General features: G+C 66.8%; 18 protein-coding genes. 8 read left to right on the top strand and 10 right to left on the bottom strand.

All coding sequences use genetic code 11. From position 1 onward, the window contains the following. Nucleotides 1–100 precede the first annotated feature (100 nt). The gene (locus tag ACT6SE_RS19660; protein ID WP_046432926.1) at nt 101–547 is read left to right on the top strand and encodes a DUF4279 domain-containing protein; all 447 of its coding nucleotides are present in this window, start codon (nt 101–103) and stop codon (nt 545–547) included. On the opposite strand, the gene arr is transcribed toward ACT6SE_RS19660, so the two are convergent. Beyond that, complete coding sequence (gene arr / locus ACT6SE_RS19655) at nt 540–974, bottom strand: NAD(+)--rifampin ADP-ribosyltransferase (RefSeq protein WP_014648712.1); 435 nt, start codon at nt 972–974, stop codon at nt 540–542. The genes ACT6SE_RS19660 and arr overlap by 8 nt on opposite strands. Nucleotides 975–1,101: 127 nt before the next feature. Beyond that, nucleotides 1,102–1,353, bottom strand: a complete 252-nt coding sequence (gene ubiK, locus ACT6SE_RS19650) for a ubiquinone biosynthesis accessory factor UbiK (protein WP_046432924.1) — start codon at nt 1,351–1,353, stop codon at nt 1,102–1,104. Nucleotides 1,354–1,508: 155 nt separating this feature from the next. Here ubiK and ACT6SE_RS19645 point away from each other — a divergent pair, with 155 nt between their 5' ends. After that, the gene (locus ACT6SE_RS19645; RefSeq protein ID WP_005411374.1) at nt 1,509–1,847 is read left to right on the top strand and encodes a P-II family nitrogen regulator; all 339 of its coding nucleotides are present in this window, start codon (nt 1,509–1,511) and stop codon (nt 1,845–1,847) included. A gap of 125 nt (nt 1,848–1,972) precedes the next feature. Here ACT6SE_RS19645 and ACT6SE_RS19640 read toward each other — a convergent pair whose 3' ends face one another. Further along, complete coding sequence (locus ACT6SE_RS19640; protein WP_032958814.1) at nt 1,973–2,632, bottom strand: RIO1 family regulatory kinase/ATPase domain-containing protein; 660 nt, start codon at nt 2,630–2,632, stop codon at nt 1,973–1,975. A gap of 436 nt (nt 2,633–3,068) precedes the next feature. On the opposite strand from ACT6SE_RS19640, the gene ACT6SE_RS19635 reads away from it, so the two are divergent. Further along, entirely contained in the window at nt 3,069–3,974 is a 906-nt protein-coding gene (locus ACT6SE_RS19635) for an aspartyl/asparaginyl beta-hydroxylase domain-containing protein (protein ID WP_032954620.1), read from the top strand. Nucleotides 3,975–4,098: 124 nt separating this feature from the next. Here the strand turns inward: ACT6SE_RS19635 and speE are convergent, their stop codons facing one another. Further along, nucleotides 4,099–4,953: a polyamine aminopropyltransferase gene (speE, locus tag ACT6SE_RS19630; protein WP_014648709.1), complete on the bottom strand. Its 855-nt coding sequence runs from the start codon at nt 4,951–4,953 to the stop codon at nt 4,099–4,101. 191 nt (nt 4,954–5,144) lie between these two features. Between speE and speA the strand changes: the two genes are divergently transcribed. Both speA and ACT6SE_RS19620 read left to right on the top strand, forming a co-directional pair. Continuing rightward, nucleotides 5,145–7,034 (top strand): arginine decarboxylase, encoded by a 1,890-nt coding sequence (gene speA / locus ACT6SE_RS19625; RefSeq protein WP_014648708.1) that lies wholly within the window; start codon nt 5,145–5,147, stop codon nt 7,032–7,034. A 37-nt stretch (nt 7,035–7,071) separates the two neighbouring features. Beyond that, complete coding sequence (locus tag ACT6SE_RS19620; protein WP_014648707.1) at nt 7,072–7,392, top strand: DUF6122 family protein; 321 nt, start codon at nt 7,072–7,074, stop codon at nt 7,390–7,392. A gap of 163 nt (nt 7,393–7,555) precedes the next feature. On the opposite strand, the gene ACT6SE_RS19615 is transcribed toward ACT6SE_RS19620, so the two are convergent. Genes ACT6SE_RS19615 through ACT6SE_RS19605 form a run of 3 tightly spaced genes read right to left on the bottom strand, consistent with a single transcriptional unit; the run spans nt 7,556 to nt 9,821 of the window. Continuing rightward, complete coding sequence (locus ACT6SE_RS19615) at nt 7,556–8,875, bottom strand: sensor histidine kinase (protein WP_046432921.1); 1,320 nt, start codon at nt 8,873–8,875, stop codon at nt 7,556–7,558. After that, the gene (locus tag ACT6SE_RS19610; protein ID WP_046432919.1) at nt 8,872–9,531 is read right to left on the bottom strand and encodes a response regulator transcription factor; all 660 of its coding nucleotides are present in this window, start codon (nt 9,529–9,531) and stop codon (nt 8,872–8,874) included. The genes ACT6SE_RS19615 and ACT6SE_RS19610 overlap by 4 nt, the downstream gene beginning before the upstream one ends. Next, the gene (locus ACT6SE_RS19605) at nt 9,531–9,821 is read right to left on the bottom strand and encodes a PepSY domain-containing protein (RefSeq protein ID WP_014648704.1); all 291 of its coding nucleotides are present in this window, start codon (nt 9,819–9,821) and stop codon (nt 9,531–9,533) included. Before ACT6SE_RS19605 ends, ACT6SE_RS19610 begins: the two co-directional genes overlap by 1 nt. 145 nt (nt 9,822–9,966) lie before the next feature. Here ACT6SE_RS19605 and ACT6SE_RS19600 point away from each other — a divergent pair, with 145 nt between their 5' ends. Then, nucleotides 9,967–10,401: a PepSY domain-containing protein gene (locus ACT6SE_RS19600; RefSeq protein ID WP_032958820.1), complete on the top strand. Its 435-nt coding sequence runs from the start codon at nt 9,967–9,969 to the stop codon at nt 10,399–10,401. Between the two features lie 83 nt (nt 10,402–10,484). On the opposite strand, the gene ACT6SE_RS19595 is transcribed toward ACT6SE_RS19600, so the two are convergent. From ACT6SE_RS19595 to ACT6SE_RS19585, 3 genes are all read right to left on the bottom strand, one after another. Continuing rightward, the gene (locus ACT6SE_RS19595; protein ID WP_046432916.1) at nt 10,485–10,964 is read right to left on the bottom strand and encodes a hypothetical protein; all 480 of its coding nucleotides are present in this window, start codon (nt 10,962–10,964) and stop codon (nt 10,485–10,487) included. A 126-nt stretch (nt 10,965–11,090) separates the two neighbouring features. Continuing rightward, entirely contained in the window at nt 11,091–12,299 is a 1,209-nt protein-coding gene (locus tag ACT6SE_RS19590; protein ID WP_046432913.1) for an NAD(P)/FAD-dependent oxidoreductase, read from the bottom strand. A gap of 13 nt (nt 12,300–12,312) precedes the next feature. Further along, nucleotides 12,313–12,807, bottom strand: a complete 495-nt coding sequence (locus ACT6SE_RS19585) for a lipocalin family protein (protein WP_032958822.1) — start codon at nt 12,805–12,807, stop codon at nt 12,313–12,315. A 182-nt stretch (nt 12,808–12,989) separates the two neighbouring features. On the opposite strand from ACT6SE_RS19585, the gene ACT6SE_RS19580 reads away from it, so the two are divergent. After that, a complete protein-coding gene (locus ACT6SE_RS19580; RefSeq protein WP_014648700.1) occupies nt 12,990–13,238 on the top strand; it encodes a hypothetical protein in 249 nt (82 codons plus the stop codon). Between the two features lie 95 nt (nt 13,239–13,333). Beyond that, nucleotides 13,334–15,754, top strand: a complete 2,421-nt coding sequence (locus tag ACT6SE_RS19575) for a DUF3772 domain-containing protein (protein ID WP_046432909.1) — start codon at nt 13,334–13,336, stop codon at nt 15,752–15,754. Nucleotides 15,755–16,055: the final 301 nt, after the last annotated feature.

Here is a 16,055-nt window from a genome sequence, read left to right as displayed (position 1 = left end):
CGGCCTATTCTGAAGCTGCTGTCGTCCGGTTCCGGCTGGAATCTGACATCAACGAGGCCTACGCACTGGAATACATTCCGAAAAGGACAGCTGGATTCCCATGGCAGCATTCGATCATTCCCTGGTGACCCTCCGATTCTTCGGCGACGACCTCCTGCCCGAAGAAGTCAGTGCCTTGCTCGGGGCGACCCCGACCGCATCGCATCACAAGGGCCAGGAACTCAGAGGCAGCCGATCAGGCACCGTGCGTATCGCTAGGACTGGAAGCTGGCAACTTGATGCGGAGCGTCGTGAGCCTGAAGATCTGGACGCTCAGATCTTCGAGATCCTCGATCAACTCACCGGCGATCTCGCCGTATGGCAGGCTCTGGCACGCTTCCGACCTGATCTGTTCTGCGGTCTTTTCATGGGCAGCAGCAACGGTGGTGTCTCGCTTTCGCCTCGCGCGCTGCTCGCCTTGGGTGAGCGCGGCATTGAGCTCGGGCTGGACATCTATGAAGCCGATGAAGAAGTGCGCAACGCCCAGCGCCAGCAGGCCATCAGTTGATGATCTCCCCACTCCCCGAAGCAACAAACGCCTTCAACTGCCGAACGAACTCCGCGTCGTAGGCTTCCCACTCCGTAACCTCCCCAACCACCCGCAACGGCTGCGCACTCCGATACGATCGCGTCGGGTTGCCGGGAAACTTCTTGTTGGTCACGTTCGGATCGTCCTCGAACGGCCCGGTCGGCTCCACCACATACACGCGCGGTCGCCCTTCACCGCGAGCCATCTCCGCAGCCAACCCGGCGCCCTTGGCAATCGTGGTGAAGTAGATGTGGTTCATCACCACGCTGTCGCGATAGTTGGAGCGGAAGCCCGCGCTCAGCAAGTCGCCCACGGCCAGGTCAGCGCGGGTGCCGTGATAGAACGGCCCAGCCACCTGGTCGCAGGTGTCATGCGAAACGGGTGTCCAGTCGGTGTCCTGTGCCATTGCTGCTGCCCCTCTCTGTGCTGCCGGATCGACAGGCCGGCGAGTCTAGGGCGCCCGGTGGGCCTTGCTGCAAGGCCCCATCCGGGAAATAATCTGTAAACGGGAGGCGCGGTGCGCCTCCTTTTTTTCATTCTGCGGCGTTGCGCCCTTCCAGCTCGCGCACGGCGGTTTCCAGCGCGTCCAGCTTCTGGCGGGTCTTCAGCAGCACCGCGCGCTGCACTTCGAACTCCTCGCGGGTGACCAGGTCCAGCTTGGCCAGGCCGGCCTGCAACGCGCTCTTGAAGGTGGCCTGCAGTTCCTCGCGCGATTCGCGCAGGCCCGGCGGCACCAGGTCGCTGAGGCGACGGGCGAGGTCATCGATTTGGTTCAGGTCGATCATAGGGTGCTCCGTGGGGGTGGGCCCGTGCATCCGGCGCGGGCAGGCCGTTCGGGCACAAGGATACTGCCGGCACCCACTGCCCGGACAGGCGGCAGCGGCTTCGCACGGGCCGTGTTCAGGCGCTATCCTCCACGCCGGAAGACAGGAGATAGACGATGAAGATGGTCATGGCGGTGATCAAGCCGTTCAAGCTCGACGACGTGCGCGAAGCGCTGGCCGAGCGTGGGGTTACCGGGATCACGGTGACGGAAGTGAAGGGCTTTGGTCGCCAGAAGGGCCATACCGAGCTGTACCGTGGCGCGGAGTATGTGGTCGATTTCCTGCCGAAGGTGAAGCTGGAAGTGGCGGTAACCGATGACCAGGTGGAGGCGGTGGTTGAGGCCATCGTGAAGGCCGCCGGCACCGGCAAGATTGGGGACGGCAAGGTGTTCGTGTACGACCTGGGCAGCGTGGTGCGTATCCGTACCGGCGAGTTGGACGCGGACGCGTTGTAACCCGCTCGGCGGGATGTTGTAGAGCCGAGCCCATGCTCGGCTGCATTTCGCGCGATGCAGGAACAGCAGCCGAGCGCGGGCTCGGCTCTACAAAGAGCGGTAAAGTGGTCGAGCGAGCTCGACCCCTACCGCCGCTTGGCCCACTTGTAGAACCGCTTCCAGCCCTGGCGCACGGCGGCGACCCAGCCCGGGTCGGCCACCAATGCGGCCTGCGCGGCACTCGGCGCCTGGCCGGTCACGCGCTGGCGGATCTTCAGCAGGTTCTTCATGTCGCTGCGGCGCATCTGCCGGCTCAGCGGGCCACGGCGCAACCAGCGGGGTACGCGCCAGGCGGAGGTGAAATCCAGCAGCACCGGCACGCCGCCACTGACCACCACGTTGGTGCCATGCAGGTCGTTGTGGGTGATGCCGGCGGCATGCAGGCGGCTGAGCGCGTGTTGCAGCTGCTCGAACACGTCATTGCCGACGGCCTGCGCGGTGCTCAGGGTCTGGCCGGGGATGAACTCCATGCCCAGCGCCAGGCCACCCAGCGTGCCGAGCAGCGCGGGGGCATGCTTCCAGCCGCCGAGGCGCTGCAGCATGCGTGCTTCACGGCGCACCATCAGCCGCGCGATCAGCGAAACGGGAGTGCCGCGGTAGCGGGAGTAGTCCTTGATGACCGCCTCGCGCCCGTCCAGGCAGGTGCGGTAGACGTCGGGGGCCAGGAAACGTTCGCCGCGCTTGAGCAGCAGCGGGGAGGCGGCATCATTGCCGCAGGAGGAGGGGGGAAGAGCAGGAAGATGCATGTCGGGGTCTCGGACGACCCGGTGGGTGGCGCAAAGCGTCAAGCGAACCGGTGTTACAGGGAGTTACTAAGTTTTCGTTAATTTTAGTACTCGCCAGTTCGCTATTCCACGATTTGTCGGAGAAATGTCGGGGTCGTGGCTGGAACAGTTCGTCACGCAGAATCGGACAATTCCGTCTCACTTATAAGGTTTGCCCCGCTGAATCAATGAGTTGGGCGCGCTTCCAGCCCATTCATTGGCGGCGCGCTGAACGCCACGCACGTCCAGCTTGACCCCGGCGCACGCCCTGCCGACCATAAGCTGTTAACCCGCGACATCGGCGGCCGCCCCCCTCCGGCACGTCCCCGTCCCCTGCCGCGTTCCGAACCGGTGCTGGCCGCCTGGCCGTGCATCGCCCCGTTTCCCGTTCCGGCCGCGGCTGGAGGAAAGTGCTTTGATCATCAAAATCGTCATTGCAGCGCTGTTCGTGGCCTGCGTGCTGTACATCCACTTCCGTGGCAAGGTCCGCGCGCGCTGGTCGCGCCAGCTGCTGGACCACTCCAGTTTCATGGCCCCGATCAACGTGGTCATGTACATGTTCTCGAAGGTGCCGACCACGCCGTTCCTGGACCCGGGCAAAGAGTTCCCGCAGCTGGAGCCGCTGCGCCAGAACTGGCAGATGATCCGCGACGAGGCGCTGGCGCTGCGCGACGCGCAGAAGATCGCTGCCTCCAGCACGTTCAACGATGCCGGCTTCAATTCGTTCTTCCGTCGTGGCTGGAAGCGCTTCTACCTGAAGTGGTACGGCCCGTCGCACCCGTCGGCGAAGACGCTGTGCCCGAAGACCACGGCGCTGATCGAGTCGATCCCGGACGTGCGTGCGGCGATGTTCGCGCAGCTGCCACCGGGCAGTGAGCTGCGCCCGCACCGCGACCCGTTCGCTGGCTCGCTGCGCCTGCACCTGGGCCTGAGCACGCCCAACGACGATGCCTGCTACATCGAAGTGGACGGCATCAAGAAGAGCTGGCGCGACGGCGAGTGGATGATGTTCGACGAGACCTACATCCACCATGCGCACAACGAGACGCAGCAGGACCGGGTGATCCTGTTCTGCGACATCGCCCGCCCGCTGCGCTTCGGCCTGCCGGGGCTGTTCAACCGCGCGGTGGCGGCCACGCTGCTGGCCGGTGGTGCATCGCCGAACCTGCCGGGTGACCCGACCGGTGGCGTCAACAAGGCGTTCGGCAGTGTCTACAAGGTGCGCCTGAAGGCCAAGGCGCTGCGCGAGCGCAGCGTGGTGGCCTACCAGCTGATCAAGTGGGGCCTGGTGGTGGCGGTGATCGCCGGTATCTGGGCGCTTTGACTGTAGAGCCGAGCCCATGCTCGGCTGGGTTTACCGCAACCTGTCCGAAGAGCAGCCGAGCGTGGGCTCGGCTCTACAGAAAGCAGAAAACCCGCGCTGTCGCCAGCGCGGGTTTTTGTTTGGATCAACCCTTCAGTGCCGCCTGCACGAACGGCGGGGTCACCAGCACGCCGGTGTGCAGCGCGGCGGTGTAGTACAGGGTGTTGAAGGTCTTGGCGGCCGAGTCGGCCTGGCGGAAGTCGAAGCTGCTGTCGCCCTTGCGCGCCATGGTCACGCTCCACCAGCCGGTGGGGTAGCACGGCTGCGGGAACGGCAGGGTCTTGAACGAACCGAAGCCGGCCTTGCCCATCTCGGTGCGCATTTCGTTGATCAGGTCCAGCTGCATCAGCGGCGATTCGGACTGCTGCACCAGGATGCCGTCGTCCTTCAGGGCCTTGAAGCAGCTCTCGTAGAAGGCCTTGTTGAACAGGCCTTCGCCGGGGCCGACCGGGTCGGTCGAATCGACGATCACCACGTCCACGCTGCCGGCCGGGCAGTTGGCCATGTAGGCCACGCCGTCGTCGAACAGCAGCTCGGCGCGGGCGTCATCGTTGGAGTCGCACAGTTCCGGGAAGTGCTTGCGCGCCATCACGGTGACCTGCTCGTCGATGTCGCACTGGGTCACGCTCTCCACGCCGCTGTGCTTGAGCACTTCGCGCAGGGTGCCGCAGTCGCCGCCACCGATGATCACCACGCGCTTGGGCGCAGCGTGGGTGAACAGCACCGGGTGGCTGATCATCTCGTGGTAGAAGAAGTTGTCCTTGCTGGTCAGCATGATGGCCCCGTCGATGGTCATCAGGTTGCCCCAGTCGGTGGTCTGGAAGATCTCGATTTTCTGGAACGGCGACTGCACCTCGTCCAGCTTGCCGGTGATGCGGTAGCCGATGGCCGAGCCGGTGCGCTCGAAGTGTTCGATGTACCAGTTGTTGCTGTCAGTCATTGGAAAACAGTCCTGTTCGGAGGGGTGGAGCCGGGCTGGCGGGCGGGGCCGCGTGGCACAGATGCCACATCCGGACGGATCGGCCCGTTCAGGTTGGAACCTGTCACGGGCGCGGGCGCGCATGATAACGAACCTGTGGGCATATAGGCGTTATCATGCCCCCCCTTTTATTGCCAACAAGGCCGACTGAAATGACCGATTGGTCCCTCGACCAAGCCCGCAAGACCTACTCGATCCCGCATTGGGCGGACGGTTACTTCGACGTGGATCAGGCCGGGCACATGGTGGTGAGACCGACCGGGGCGGACGGCCCGGTGGTATCGCTGCCCAAGGTGGTGGACGCTGCGCGCGCGGCCGGTGCCAAGCTGCCGCTGCTGGTGCGCTTCCCGGACATCCTCGGCCAGCGCCTGGGCAAGCTGCAGGCGGCCTTCGCCCAGGCCCAGCAGGACTGGGAGTACAGCGGCGGCTACACCGCCGTGTACCCGATCAAGGTCAACCAGACCCGCGGCGTGGCCGGCACCCTGGCCAGCCACCACGGCGAAGGCTTCGGCCTGGAAGCGGGCAGCAAGCCCGAGCTGATGGCCGTGCTGGCGCTGTCGCGCCCGGGTGGCCTGATCGTCTGCAACGGCTACAAGGACCGCGAGTACATCCGCTTGGCCCTGATCGGCCGCAAGCTGGGCCTGCAGACCTTCATCGTCATCGAGAAGCCGTCCGAGCTGAAGCTGGTGCTGGAAGAGTCCAAGGCGCTGGACGTGAAGCCGGGCCTGGGCGTGCGCATGCGCCTGGCCTCGCTGGGTGCCGGCAAGTGGCAGAACAGCGGTGGCGACAAGGCCAAGTTCGGCCTGTCGCCGCGCCAGCTGCTGGACCTGTGGAAGTCGCTGCGTGACACCGAGTACGCCGACTGCCTGAACCTGCTGCACTTCCACATGGGTTCGCAGATCTCCAACGTGCGCGACATCGCCAACGGCATGCGCGAAGCCACCCGCTACTTCGTGGAGCTGTCGCGCCTGGGCGCGAAGATCACCCACGTCGACGTGGGTGGTGGCCTGGGCGTGGATTACGAAGGTACCCGTTCGCGCAGCTTCTGCTCGATCAACTACGGCCTGCATTCCTACGCCAGCAACATCGTGCAGCCGCTGGCCAATGCCTGCGAAGAGTTCGGCCTGACCCCGCCGCGCATCGTCACCGAGTGCGGCCGCGCAATGACCGCGCACCACGCGGTGCTGATCGCCAACGTGTCGGAAGTGGAAGAGGCACAGGAAGGCCGCGTGCCGGACCAGCACGACGACGAGCCGGCGGCGATCCGCCACCTGCGCGAGATCCACGACGAACTGGACGTGCGCCCGGCGGTGGAACTGTTCCAGGAAGCGCAGCATTTCCATGCCGAAGGCCTGGCCAGCTACGCGCTGGGCCAGATCGACCTGCCGCAGCGTGCGCGCATCGACGACCTGTTCTACGCCATCGCCCATGGCGTGCGTGCGCGCCTGAGCTACGACGAGAAGAGCCATCGCCCGGTGCTGGACGAACTGAACGAGCGCCTGGTCGACAAGTATTTCGTCAACTTCAGCGTGTTCGAATCGATCCCGGACGTGTGGGCGATCGACCAGGTGTTCCCGATCGTGCCGATCGAGCGCCTGGATGAAACCCCGGACCGCCGCGGCATCATCGCCGACATGACCTGCGACTCGGACGGCATGGTGGAAACCTATGTCGAGAACGAGAGCCTGGACAGCTCGCTGCCGCTGCACAAGATGAGGCCGGGCGAGAGCTATCGCATCGGCTTCTTCATGGTCGGCGCCTACCAGGAAATCCTGGGCGACATCCACAACCTGTTCGGCGATACCGACGCGGTGGAAGTGCTGGCCGATGCCGATGGCTATGCCATCACCCAGCAGCGCCGCGGCGACACCACCGACGTGATGCTGGACTACGTGGGTTACCGCCTGGACGAACTGCGTGCGACCTATGCGCAGCGCGTGGCTGCAGCGCAGCTGTCGCCGGAACGCGCACAGGAACTGTCGGACGCGCTGGAAGCCGGCCTGACCGGTTACACCTACCTGTCCGACGAGCCGCTGGTGTGATGGACGGCGCCGGGTTTGCCCGGCGCCACCGTTGCCGATGAGCGCGCGCGCGATCTTCCACCTGTTCCTGCATGCCGCCGTGCCAGCGTTGCTGGCATGGCTGTTCTGGCGCAAGCGCTTTGCCTCGGCGTGGCTGCTGATGCTGCTGGGCTGGATCATCGACCTGGACCATCTGCTGGCCGACCCGATCTATGCACCGAACCGCTGCAGCATCGGGTTCCACCCGCTGCACACCGCACCGGCCATCGCAGTCTATGCCGGGCTGTGCGTGCCGAAGAAAACGCGGTTGTTCGGCATCGGTTTGATCATCCACATATTGCTGGACGCGATTGATTGCTGGTGGATGCATCACCGTTGATGCTTGGTGCGTGTCGACCAAGGTCGACACCTACCGGGTGCACGGCGACCGGTCGGATTGGCGCTCGGTAGAGCCGGCCGCTGGCCGGCTTCCGCTGGGTGTTCCCGGTGATCACGTGGCTGCCGGCCAGCGGCCGGCACTACCCACCGTTGGGTTGGCCGCGTCACGCCACCGGCAACCACAACGTCGCACGAAGGCCCGGCTGCGCATTCTCCAGCTGCAACCGCCCGCCATAGCTGGCAGCGATATCGCCCACGATCGCCAGGCCCAACCCGCTGCTGCCTTCGCGCTCGTCCAGCCGCACACCACGCTGGGTGACCCGTTCCAGCGCGTCTGCGGCCAGGCCGGGGCCATCGTCGCGCACTTCGACGCGTAGCTGCCCTTCGCTGGTTTCCGCTTCGACAGTGACCTGCTGTTGCGCCCAGCGCCCGGCGTTGTCCAGCAGGTTGCCCAGCATCTCCTCCAGATCCGCACTGGCGCCGGCGAACTGCAGCGCCGGATCGATGCCTGCCGCCGTGAACGCAATGCCACGTTCGCCATGCACGCGTGCCATCAGCCGGCACATCGCCTGTGCGACGGCCGCCACGTCGGTGCGCTGGCGATGGTCGGCAGCCAGTCCTGCAGCCAGGTAACGGTCAACACTGGCCTGCATGCGCGCACTCTGCTCGCGCACGGTGGCACGCCAATGCGTGCCGTCGCTGTCAGCTTCGGTGGCCAATACGCTCAGTGGAGTCTTCAGCGCGTGCGCCAGATCCTGTGCACTGGTGCGCGCGCGCGCGACCATGCGTTGCTGGTGGTCCAGCAGCGCGTTGAGTTCCTCACCCAGTGGTGCGACTTCCGCGCCCAGTCCCTGTGTGTCGATGCGCTGCGCATCGCCGCGACGTACCCGTTCCAGCTGCGCACCGAGGCGATGCAGCGGGCGCAGGCCGAAGTGCACCTGGCTGGCCAGCACCGCCAGCCACGCCGCGACCAGCACGCCCAGTGCGATGGCGGTGCGCTTGCGGAACGCGGCAACATCGGCATCCAGCGCGCTGCGGTCGGTGGCGACCACGGCTACGAACGGTTCGCTGGCGCGTGGCAGGCGCACCTGCTGCACGCGTGCACGCAGGAATTGTTGCAGCGGCCCGGGCAGATTGCGCGTGGCCGGCCCGGCGGCCTTCGCCGGCAGGGTTTCATCCCACAGCGAGCGCGACTGCAGCAGCACGCGGCCATCGGCACCGGCGATCTGCCAATAGGCACCGGAAAACACGCGCTGGAAGCGCGCATCATTGGGTTCCTGGCGCAGGCGCAACTGCCCGTCCGGGTCCACTTCGGCCTGTGACAGCAGGGTCAGTATGTCCTGCTGCAGTTCGTGGTCGAGGCGGTCGCGCGCGCTGCGCTTGAACAGCTCGCCCAGCAGAGCGCTGGCCAGCAGCGAGACCAGCAGCAGCCCGACGCCGCCGGCCAGCAGCAGGCGCCGCCGCAGCGACGGTTGCCGGTTCATGGCTCGGCCAGCCGCCAGCCCTGGCCGCGCACGGTCTGGATCAGGTCGATGCCGAGCTTGCGGCGCACGCGTCCGAGCAGCACGTCCAGTGCGTTGGAGTCCGGGTCGTGGCCGCCGTCGAACACCTGTTCGCCCAACCGGTCGCGGCTGATCACCTGTCCGCTGTGGTGGATGAAGTAGCTGAGGAGGCGGAATTCCTGCGGACTCAGTGGCAGCGCCTGTCCATCCAGCTCGAAGCGGCCGGCATTGACGTCCAGCTGCAGCGGGCCGCAGTGCAGGCGCGGGCTGGCGTGGCCATGGCTGCGACGGATCAGGGCGCGCAGGCGCAGCACCAGTTCGTCGGCCTGGAACGGTTTGGTCAGGTAATCGTCGGCGCCGGCATCGAAGCCGGCCAGCTTGTCGTGCCAGCGCCCGCGCGCGGTCAGCACCAGCACCGGAAACCCCCGGCCGTTGCCGCGCCAGCGCTCGATCACGCTCAGTCCATCCAGCCCGGGCAGGCCGAGGTCGACGATGGCGGCCTGCAGGTCTTCGATCTGGCCGATTTCTTCGGCCTGGCGACCGTCGGCGACCACCGCCACCACATAGCCGGCCTGTTCCAGCAGGGGCACCAGGCGCTGTGCCAGTGCGGCATCGTCTTCGGCCAACAGGATGCGCATCAGTCGTCGAGCTCCGTCTTCAGCAGCTTTCCGCTGCGCGCATCATAGTCCAGCTCCACCACCACGCCGTCGCCGCGCAGGATCTCCACTTCGTAGACGCCGTCGTCCAGCTCCACTTCCAGCAGCTGGCCGGGGTAGCGCTTGAGCGCATCGCGCACCACGCTCTCCAGCGGCATGTAGCGGCCCTGCTGCACGGCGCGACGCGCGACCTGCTGCGCCGGGTCCTGCAGGGGCGCGGCGGCGGTCGGGGCGTTGGCCAGGGCCAGCAGCAGGGGCAGGGTGGCGAGCACGCGGGTAACGAAAGAGAGAGGGGTACAGGCGCGAGTGTGGCGGGGATGACTAACAGCCGGCTAACAGCCACGGCTAAGGCGCTGTTAACCGGGCCATGCATCGTGGCGTTGCCGGGATGGTCCGGCCACGAACAGGAGAACCCCCATGTTGAAGTCGCTCACCCTCGCCACTGTTGCCCTGCTTGCCGTCGCGCCGGCCGTACAGGCCGCGCCGCTGGGCATGGCCCAGGTTGAACAGACCCTGCGCAAGGCCGGCTACACCCAGATCCACGAGATCGAACGCGATGATGGCCTGTGGGAGGCTGACGTGAGCCGCGCCGATGGCCGCTTCAGCGAGGTCTACGTGGACCCGAAGACCGGCGAGATCTTCGATGAGCACAGCGGCCGCGCGCTGCTGACTACCGAGCAGGTGCTGGCACGGGCGCAGTCGCATGGCCTGCGCGAGATCCATTCGCTGGAACGCGATGGTGCTACCTGGTCGCTGGAAGCCCGCAATGCCCGCAACCAGAAGGTAGAGGTGCGCCTGAGCGGTCATGATGGCCGCATCCTGCACAGCGAGCGCGATGGCTGGCTGGATTGACGTTGGCCTCTGTAGAGCCGAGCCCATGCTCGGCTTTGCGGCCAACCGTAGCCGAGCATGGGCTCGGCTCTACAGGGGCTGGCTTACCAGCCGTACGGCGGCGGGTAATCCCAGCCCGGCCCGCGGCCGTAGTAGCCGCCATACGGGCCGAAGAAGCCCGGGCCCTTGCCCTCACTCACGTGGATGTTGAGGTTGACCCCGTGGGTCTTGCCTTCATCGGTGGTGTAGTTCTTGCTCAGGTTCAGCGTGGCCGCGTTGTAGTGGCTGTTGCCGCCGCTCTTCGAATAGCCGATGCCGGTGGTGAAGCTGCCGGACACCTTGACCTTGTCGTCGGTCACGTCGGCGATCTTCGCATCGTCGTGCACGCGCGGGCCGCTCTTGTCACCGTAATAGGTGCCGGGCGGGTCCTGCTGCAGGGCCGGGTCGTTGAGGTAGCGCATCGGCGCCTGCGGCAGCGTCAAGTCCAGGCCGGCAGCCTGCGGCGCAGTGGCGCCAGCGGCGGACTGGGCCAGCACGGTTCCCGGCAGGGCCAGGCACAGCAGCAGGGTCAGGGGGCGGATCATGACGGCGCTCCAGCGGACAGGTGGCCACGCAACACGCGGCGGTACAGGCCGACGCTAGCAGGGGTTGCTTGAATGATGCCTGTCGGCGCCCGCTTGCGGTAGAGCCAGGTCATGCCTTGCTGCACGCTACAACCGTTCGAACCCGAACAGCCTTTCCAGCGCATGCCTGCGGCGCTCGATCCGGGCCCGCAGCAGCTGGGCGCCGATCATCGAATAAGTGATGCCGTTGCCGCCGTAGGCCATGGCCAAATGGACCCGCGGCCCCCACTGCGCGTGCGGGCCGAAGAAGGGCAGGCCGTCGGCGGTTTCGGCGAAGGTGCCGGCCCAGGAAAAGGCGGGTATCGGATCCAGTCGCGGGAACCAGTGCCGCAGCTGCTTCATCAGCTTGCCGGCCTTGCCATCAACGCGCCGGTCGCGCCGGGCGGGGATATCGATGGCGTCGTCCAGCCCACCCACCAGCAGGCGGCGGTCGCCGGTGGCGCGCAGGTACAGGTACGGGCGGGCGCTTTCCCACACCATCGTGTTGCGCAGCCTGCCGAGCACGTCCGCTTCGATGGGATCGGTGATGAAGGCATAGCTGCTGCGGTTGCGCGCAACCCGCTGTTCCAGCCACGTCTGGTTGGCATAGCCCATGGCCAGGACCACGTGGCGGGCACGGACCGTGGCGCCGGCCTCGGTCATCGCGGTTACGCCCTGCGCGCCAGGCTTGAGCGTGTGCAGCACGGTGCGGTCGTGCACATGGCCGCCGCGGCGGCGCACTCGTTTGAGCAGGCCGTAGGTGAGACAGTAGGGATCGACCCGCGCCGCCTGGCGGGTCAGCAGGGCGCCGCCGGCATCCACGTCGAAACGCTCGCGAAGCGCTTCGCGGTCCAGCCAGCGGGCATCCAGGCCGATGCTGCGCCGCGCCTCACCTTCGGCCATCAGGCGCGGCACGTCGCGATGGCGGCTGGCCAGGTACAGGCTGTCCATGCGCTGGAAATCCACGTCCTTCAACCCGCGTGCCACATCGCCCAGTGCCGGGATTGCCTCCGCGCAGGCCCGGTACGCCCGTGCTGCGGCGTCTTGCCCGTAGCGTTCGGCCAGTTCGAGCAGATGGGTATCGATCTCGTACTGCAGCAGCGCGGTGCTGGCCGCCGTGCTGCCCCAGCCGATGTCACGCTGCTCGATCACGGCCACGTCATGGCCATGGTGGGACAGCTCGTCGGCAATCAGCGCGCCGGTGATGCCGCCACCGACCACCAGCACATCGCAGCGCAGATCCTTCTCCAGCGGGGGGAACGCCTGGATCAGTCCGTTGCGTACGGCCCACCACGGGTAACCGCTTTTCAGGTCCATGCGTGCGTGGGGCTCAGGCTGTGGGTTTGCCGGTATGTGGCGTCTGGATCAGTTCGGACAGATCGAAGCCCTGCAGGCGGGCCGCCGCCAGATAATGGTCCTGCACGGTCGCGTCCAGGCGCGGCTCGCGCGCCAGCAGCCACAGGTACTTGCGATCCGGGCTGCCGACCAGCGACACGCTGTAGTCCGGGGCGATCTGGATCACCCAGTAGTCGCCCTTGGCGAACGGCAGCCAGCGCAGGCCCTTGGGCAGGAAGCTGACCTCCAGCCGCGCGCTGTCGTTGTCGACAGCGCAGGCCTCGCCGGTGGCCTCTTCGATCTCGCCGTCCATGCGGCAGCGGTTGGTGACGCCGACGTTGCCGTTGTCGAGCAGGGTGTAGTGCGCCGATACGTCGGTGCAGCCTTCCGGCTCGTGGCGCATCGGCAGGCGTGCGATCTCGTACCAGGTGCCCAGGTAGCGCGGCAGCTTGAGGTCGGCGACGGTTTTCAGCGGCGGGTGCTCGGTCATCGGCGGTCGTGGCAGGGGTGGGCCTCCACGATGCCGATGGCCTTGCCATGGGCGGGTGAAGCCGGGGCGATGGTCGTGTCCAGAACGTTCCGTCGCCCCGGCGGAGCGCCCGTTGTCACCGGCCTGGGGGTATCCTGCCGCCAGCGCCGTGTTTTCCTGATCCAACCGAGGTGGAGGTGCCGATGTACCAGGTGATCCTGTTGAAGAGTGAATCCGCGTTCGCGCGCGAACAGTGGCCGCAGGTCGACGAACTGGTCGACTACGAAGGTGTGAGTTACAGCCTGCGCGCCGGCCCGCGCCAGCCGCTGCCGACCGACCACGACTGGCACCCGGTGGCGGTGTACGCGCCCGATGAGATCACCGAGGAAGAGTTCCAGGACTGGTATGCGCTGCAGCAGCCGACGGTGGAAGAGCTTCGCCTGAAGTACTGATGCGCGACGCTGGCGGGGCCGCCCATCCGGCCTTGACCGGCTCTGCCGTATAGTCGCGCGCAGGCGCGGTGGTCCGCGCGAACCGGTGTGGCTGCGTGTCTTCTTTCCTGCGATCGATCCGTGCACGGGGGCCCTGGTGGGTCCTGCTGCTGTGCACCGCCTTCCTGCTGTCCGCGCCGGTGCTGGCGCAGGATGAGGACCCCACGCCGAAGCAGCAGCTGGCGGATATCGATTCCAGCCTGAAGGATGTGGAGCGCAAGCGTGGCGATGCAGAAGCCACCGAGACGCTGGCGATGCTGTCCGAGAATGCCTCGCAGGCACGGCGCGATGCCGAGGCGCTGGAAAAGGCGCTGCAGCCGCAGCTGGACCGACTCAACGAACAGCTGGCGCAGCTGGGAACGCCGGCAGAAGGGGCCGCTGAGCCGCCGGAGCTGGCGGCGCAACGGCGCACCCTCACCAAACAGCGTGACGGCCTGGCCGCTTCGGTGGTGCAGGCCAAGGCCAGTGCCGTGCGTGCGCAGCAGCTGGCGGCGGACATCGAGCAGCAGCGAGCCGCGCAACGCACGGAAGAACTGGGCCAGAAGGTCGCCTCGCCGTTGTCGCCCGCGCTGTGGAGCAAGGTGGCCGAGCGTCTGCCGATCGATATCGCGCGGGTTGCGCCATTGGCCGGGCAGGGCCGCGATGCGCTGGTCGCCGGTATCCGCGCCCATGGCTGGGGCACGCCGTTGCTGGGCCTGCTGGCCGCGCTGGTGATGATGTTCCCACTGCGGCTGTGGCTGCGCAGGCTGGGGCGCCGTTTTGCTGCGTCCGAACGTGCGCCTGATGGTCGACTGCGCCGGTCCGGCCTGGCCATGTGGCTGCTGCTGGTGGGCACGCTGCTGCCCGGTTACGCCGTGGTGGTGCTGATGGCGGCGCTGGATGCCATCGATGCGATCGCGCCGCGCCTGCAGGTGGTGGCCGACGGCCTGGAGACCGCAACGTTCCGCGCGGCCTTCATCGCCGCACTCAGCGCCTGCCTGCTGGTGCCCAAGCGCCCGTCGTGGCGGCTGTTGAACCTGGACGACACCGCCGCGCTGAAGCTGCGCAAGTACGCCTGGGGCGCGGCGGCGCTGGCCTGGCTGAGCACGGTGCTGGTGGCCCTGGACCAGGCCACGCGCACCAGCGACGTCACCACGGTGGCGCTGGACGGACTGATTGCGCTGACTTACCTCGGCCTGATCATGGCCATGCTGGTGACCCTGGCGCGCCTGCATCGCCGGCAGACCGCCGAGGCCGAGGCCAAGCTGGAAGCGCAGGCCGATGGCGTGGGTGCAGCCACGCCGGTGCGCCGCAGCAGCTGGCTGGTACTGGCCCGGGTAGCGGGCAACATCGCGGTGGTGGCCGCCATCATTGCCACATTGCTGGGCTACCTGAATTTCGCCAAGTTCGTGAACCAGCAATTGATCGGCGGCAGCATCGTGGTGTTGGCCGCGACGTTGCTGTTCAAGTTCGTCGATGACCTGAGCACGTGGATGCTCAACGCCGACAGCAAGGTCGGCCAGACCATCCTGCTCAGCACCGGCCTGAGCGTATCGCGGCTGGAACAGGCGGGCGTGCTGCTGTCGGCGGCGCTGCGTACCGTGGTTGTGTTGATCACGCTGCTTGCGCTGGTGGCACCGTTCGGCAACATCGGCGCGGTGGTGGAGCGCTTCACTTCACTGTTCACGACCGGATTCGATATCGGTGGCACCAAGCTGGCACCGGCGGGGATCGTGTTGGCGGTACTGGCGCTGCTGGCCGGCCTGGCGATCACCCAGCTGGTGCAGCGCTGGCTGACCGACACCTACCTGCCCAAGACCGAGCTGGACCTGGGCGCGCGCAATTCAGTGAGTACCGTTGCCCGATACGTGGGCATCATCATCGCGGTGATCTGGGCGCTGTCGGCGATGGGGCTGCAGCTGAGCAAGCTGGCCCTGCTGGTCAGCGCACTGTCGGTGGGTATTGGCTTCGGCCTGCAGGTGATCACCCAGAACTTCGTCTCCGGCCTGATCCTGCTGGCCGAGCGCCCGGTGAAGATCGGCGACTGGGTGAAGCTGGGTGACCAGGAGGGCGACATCCGCCGCATCAGCCTGCGATCGACCGAGATCCAGGTGGGCGACAAGTCGACGCTGATCGTGCCCAACTCCGAGCTGGTCACCAAGACCGTGCGCAACATGACGATGGGCAACAACCAGGGCCGCATCCAGATCCAGTTCGCGGTGCCGCCCAGCACTGATGTCGGCAACCTGCGGCAGGCGCTGCTGGATGCGTACACCGCGCACACCAACGTGCTGAAGCAGCCGGCGCCGACGGTCTACATCGACAGCATTGCCGGTGGCCAGATCACCATCAACAGTTTCGCGTACGTGGCCAGCCCGCGGCAGGTGTATGCAACCCGCAGCGATCTGTACTTCAGCCTGCTGCAGATCCTGGCCGAGCGGAACATTCCGCTGTCGACCCCGACCGACATCCACATCATCCGCGCCCCCCAGGAGTAGGGGTTGTTTTGCAGGGCTGCGCCCTGCCCCCCCAGTAGTGCCGGCCGCTGGCCGGCAACTTCAACAGCAACAGCAAAAGCTGATTTCCTGCGGGATGGCGGGGTGGGTCCGGTTGCGGGAGACGCCGTAAACCCCCAGGCCGGCCCAGCCGCTGGCGGCTGTGCGTTTCGGGCGCTTGCGAAGCAGTGCTTCGCAAGCAAAGCGCCCTCACCCATGGGGGCTTGGCCGCGGCATCCATGCCGCGGACACTCCCGCGACCGGACCCACCCCGCCTTCGACAGTTTCCCGCGATCTGTCGGAA

The organism is Stenotrophomonas sp. LC732 (assembly GCF_052446685.1).
In the GTDB taxonomy this organism is placed as follows: Bacteria; Pseudomonadota; Gammaproteobacteria; order Xanthomonadales; family Xanthomonadaceae; genus Stenotrophomonas; species Stenotrophomonas muris.
Note: the sequence above shows the minus strand (reverse complement) of the source record. Positions and strands in the feature narration are given on the sequence as shown.

What these genes read in the sequence shown, in the direction of transcription:
- ACT6SE_RS19660 (WP_046432926.1), top strand. Translation starts at nt 101, where the DNA reads ATGGCAGCATTCGATCATTCCCTGGTGACCCTCCGATTCTTCGGCGAC.
- arr (WP_014648712.1), bottom strand. Translation starts at nt 974, where the DNA reads ATGGCACAGGACACCGACTGGACACCCGTTTCGCATGACACCTGCGAC.
- ubiK (WP_046432924.1), bottom strand. Translation starts at nt 1,353, where the DNA reads ATGATCGACCTGAACCAAATCGATGACCTCGCCCGTCGCCTCAGCGAC.
- ACT6SE_RS19645 (WP_005411374.1), top strand. Translation starts at nt 1,509, where the DNA reads ATGAAGATGGTCATGGCGGTGATCAAGCCGTTCAAGCTCGACGACGTG.
- ACT6SE_RS19640 (WP_032958814.1), bottom strand. Translation starts at nt 2,632, where the DNA reads ATGCATCTTCCTGCTCTTCCCCCCTCCTCCTGCGGCAATGATGCCGCC.
- speE (WP_014648709.1), bottom strand. Translation starts at nt 4,953, where the DNA reads ATGACTGACAGCAACAACTGGTACATCGAACACTTCGAGCGCACCGGC.
- speA (WP_014648708.1), top strand. Translation starts at nt 5,145, where the DNA reads ATGACCGATTGGTCCCTCGACCAAGCCCGCAAGACCTACTCGATCCCG.
- ACT6SE_RS19620 (WP_014648707.1), top strand. Translation starts at nt 7,072, where the DNA reads ATGAGCGCGCGCGCGATCTTCCACCTGTTCCTGCATGCCGCCGTGCCA.
- ACT6SE_RS19615 (WP_046432921.1), bottom strand. Translation starts at nt 8,875, where the DNA reads ATGAACCGGCAACCGTCGCTGCGGCGGCGCCTGCTGCTGGCCGGCGGC.
- ACT6SE_RS19610 (WP_046432919.1), bottom strand. Translation starts at nt 9,531, where the DNA reads ATGCGCATCCTGTTGGCCGAAGACGATGCCGCACTGGCACAGCGCCTG.
- ACT6SE_RS19600 (WP_032958820.1), top strand. Translation starts at nt 9,967, where the DNA reads ATGTTGAAGTCGCTCACCCTCGCCACTGTTGCCCTGCTTGCCGTCGCG.
- ACT6SE_RS19595 (WP_046432916.1), bottom strand. Translation starts at nt 10,964, where the DNA reads ATGATCCGCCCCCTGACCCTGCTGCTGTGCCTGGCCCTGCCGGGAACC.
- ACT6SE_RS19590 (WP_046432913.1), bottom strand. Translation starts at nt 12,299, where the DNA reads ATGGACCTGAAAAGCGGTTACCCGTGGTGGGCCGTACGCAACGGACTG.
- ACT6SE_RS19585 (WP_032958822.1), bottom strand. Translation starts at nt 12,807, where the DNA reads ATGACCGAGCACCCGCCGCTGAAAACCGTCGCCGACCTCAAGCTGCCG.
- ACT6SE_RS19580 (WP_014648700.1), top strand. Translation starts at nt 12,990, where the DNA reads ATGTACCAGGTGATCCTGTTGAAGAGTGAATCCGCGTTCGCGCGCGAA.